The sequence below is a fragment of the Brevundimonas sp. genome (assembly GCF_036399195.1).
Lineage (GTDB): Bacteria > Pseudomonadota > Alphaproteobacteria > Caulobacterales > Caulobacteraceae > Brevundimonas.
Window position 1 is genome coordinate 1 of the sequence record NZ_DASWNO010000278.1, and the last position, 3,200, is coordinate 3,200.

Annotated in this window: 3 protein-coding genes; all 3 read right to left on the minus strand. The window is 69.9% G+C overall.

Going from position 1 to position 3,200, the window contains the following annotated elements; genetic code table 11:
• Position 1: 1 nt before the first annotated feature.
• The gene (locus VGB60_RS12065; protein ID WP_331038497.1) at positions 2-1,459 is read right to left on the minus strand and encodes an AMP nucleosidase; all 1,458 of its coding nucleotides are present in this window, start codon (positions 1,457-1,459) and stop codon (positions 2-4) included.
• Between the two features lie 40 nt (positions 1,460-1,499).
• Positions 1,500-2,339, minus strand: a complete 840-nt coding sequence (locus VGB60_RS12070) for a hypothetical protein (protein ID WP_331038498.1) — start codon at positions 2,337-2,339, stop codon at positions 1,500-1,502.
• Between the two features lie 47 nt (positions 2,340-2,386).
• The coding region (locus tag VGB60_RS12075) for an alpha/beta hydrolase (protein ID WP_331038499.1) at positions 2,387-3,200 on the minus strand (814 nt) is incomplete at its 5' end.

Below are 3,200 nucleotides of genomic sequence, written 5' to 3' on the forward strand. Positions count from 1 at the left end.
CTTATCTGAACGGCGGCTCGTCGAAGGCGCGCAGCTTGCGCGAATGCAGCCGGTCGCCCTCGGCCCGCAGCAGGTCGATGGCGTGGATGCCGATCTGCAGGTGTTCCGAGATGGACCCCTCGTAGAACCGGTTGGCCTGACCGGGCAGCTTGATCTCGCCATGCAGCGGCTTGTCCGACACGCACAGCAGCGTCCCGTAGGGCACACGGAAGCGATACCCCTGCGCCGCGATAGTGGCGCTCTCCATGTCGATGGCGACCGCACGGCTCTGGTTGAAGCGCTGGGCCGAGCGGGCGTAACGCAGCTCCCAGTTCCGGTCGTCGGTGGTCACCACCGTCCCGGTCCGCAGCCGCCGCTTGACCTCTTCGCCCGGCGCGCCGGACACGATCTTGGCGGCGTCGTAGAGGGCGCGCTGGACCTCGGCGATCGAGGGGATCGGAATGTCCGGCGGCAGCACCGCGTCCAGCACATGGTCGTCGCGCAGATAGGCGTGGGCCAGCACATAGTCACCGATGCTTTGTGAGGGCCGCAGGCCGCCGCAGTGGCCGATCATCATCCAGGCGTGCGGGCGGGTGACCGCAAGGTGGTCGCAGATGGTCTTGGCGTTCGACGGCCCAACACCGATGTTGACCAGGGTGATGCCGCGATGGCCTGGCGCGGTCAGGTGGTAGGCGGGCATCTGGTGCTTCTTCCACGCCGCATCCATCACCGCCGTCTCGGGACTGGGCGTGTCGCGCGTGATCTCGATGCCGCCGGCGCACACCAGCCGGTCGTAGATGCTGTTCGGGTCCTGCAGCTGGGCGCAGGCCCAGCGCACGAATTCGTCGACGTAGCGGTTGTAGTTGGTGAACAGGATGTAGCTCTGCACATCCTCCACCGGCGTCCCGGTGTAGTGGCGCAGCCGGGCCAGGGAGAAGTCCGTCCTCAGTCCGTCGAACTGGGCCAGGGGGAAATCCTTGGTCAGGTCGAACAGGCCGTCGGAGATCTCGTCGCCGATGTGGGCCAGGTCGGTGGTCGGGAAGTGACGCGCCACGGCGGCGGTCTGGCTGCGGTCCAGCGCCACGTCGGACCCGTCCATCACATAGGGGAAGGGAATCTCCTGCTCCGACGGCCGCACCTCGAAGGTCGCGCCATAGTCGGCCTCCAGCAGGCTCAGCTGCTCCAGCAGGTAGGGCCGATACAGGTCGGGTCGGGTGATGGTCGTCGCATAGACGCCCGGCCGGGACAGGCGGGCGAAGGCGCGGGCCTGCAGGTTCTCGGGCCGTTCGCCGAACCAGCTGACCCGCAGTTCGGGATAGGAGAACAGGCCGGCGGCCCTCGCCGCGGCGTCGGCGCGCTCTCCAGTCCTCAGGAAGGCGCCCACCGCGGTGCGCAGATTGCTGACCGACTGGCTGTAGAGGGATTCGAGGCGGTCCAGCGCCGCCGGGCCGCTGAGGGCCGTGGTCTTCGTGTTTGTCATGATCTCCGATAGCGGATGAGCGTGACGAAGGCGAGACGGCTCAATCCTCCGGGGCGTCGGGGGTCAGGGTGATCAAAACCAGTCGGTCGCCCTGGATCTCGAACATGAGCGTCGCGGCGCCGCCGGTCGGGCAGCAGTTGCCGTCGTCGGGACGCCACAGCCCAGCGCGCGCCGACTGCATGGTATCGCTGTAGGCGACCCCCTTCCAGATCTCGAGGCCCGCGGGCAGCAGGGCCGGCAGGTCGCGCTCGCGCCAGCTCTCGGTGTCGATCTCCTCCAGGCGGGGTTCGCCACCCGGCCGGTAGCGGAACAGGACGTCGGCGTTGAAGGCGCCGGTGCCCGCCATGCCCCCGGCGACGCGCACATAGGCGTGCTCGCCGGCCTGAAACACCTGCGGGGCCTCGTACCAGGCGGCCTCCCGGCCCCAGGCGACAGGGTGGAGACGGTCGGCGCCCGTCAGCAGCACATAACCCGCCGCCCTGCCGTCCTCTTCCGTGAACCCCTCCTGCAGCTGCCACATCAGCCGCGCGCCATCGATGTTCAGATAGCCGCCGGAGAGGGTCTTACAGCCGCTGACGCCGATCTCGACGCAGCCGCCCGGCAGATCGGCGGGCGTCACCCCAATGGCCCGGACGGCGCTGTCGCGGGCCGCTTCAGAGGTCCAGCGTTCGTTCCACTGTGCATCCACGTCGTCACGGAATGCAGGATCGCGCCGCAGTTCCAGCCATTCCGCCCGGTCTCGATCGAGCCGCAGCGGCGTCGGGCTGACGGCGCGGGCGGCGGCGAAGGCGCGCTCGACCTCCGCCGCCGACTGCTGGGTGAACCCCGCGACGAGCAGGCCGCAGGCGATCAGCGCCGCGAGGTTCAGGACAGTCCTCATCGAGCCAGAATGCGCCGATCGGGCGGTCTGTCCAGCGGCGAGACGCCTTACGCCAGTTCGCGCCTGAGGAAGGCCGCGACGTCGTCCAGCACCGGCGCCTTGCGCCGGAACAGTGGAGAGAAGGTCGCGATCAGGTCGGCGTGGTTCAGGCCCGGATACAGTTTGGCCTCGCACCGGCCGCCGGTCCGCTTCATCCGTTCGCACAGGATGGTGGTGTCCTCGGCGTGCACCACGACGTCCGCCGTCCCATGGCCCAGCCACAGCGGCGGGGCGTCGGCGCGGACGAAGGTGACCGGCTGGGTCACGGCCGGGTCGGGGACACGTCCGAAGGCGTTCACCGACTCGCGGACGTCGAACGGCAGAAATTCGTACGGCCCGGCCAGTCCGGCGGCCGCCTTGATCAGGTCCGGCGCGCCCGCCGCCGCCATATAGCGGCGGTCCAGGGCGATCATCATGGCCAGATGCGCGCCGGCGGAATGACCGATCACGCCCAACCGCTCCGGATCTGCCCCGTACCGGGCGGCGACGCCGGCCGCTGCGACTGTCGCCGCCGCCGCGTCCTCGACGAAGGCGGGAAAATGCACTTCTGGGACCAGCCGGTAGTCCGCCGTGGCGACCACGAAGCCTCGCGCCGCCAGCGCCTGAGCCGCCCAGGCGTAGAGGCCGCGGTCGCCGCTGTCCCAGCCGCCGCCGTAGAAGAACACCAGCATCGGCCAAGGCCGCTCGGCGGCTTCCACCGGGGCGTGGATGTCGATTCTCTGGCGCGGGTGATCGCCATAGGGGACGCCGCGCGCGACCCGGCGGACCCCCCGGTCGCGCGGTCCCAGCGAGTTCAGCGCCCCCAGCGGCGAACAGGCCGAG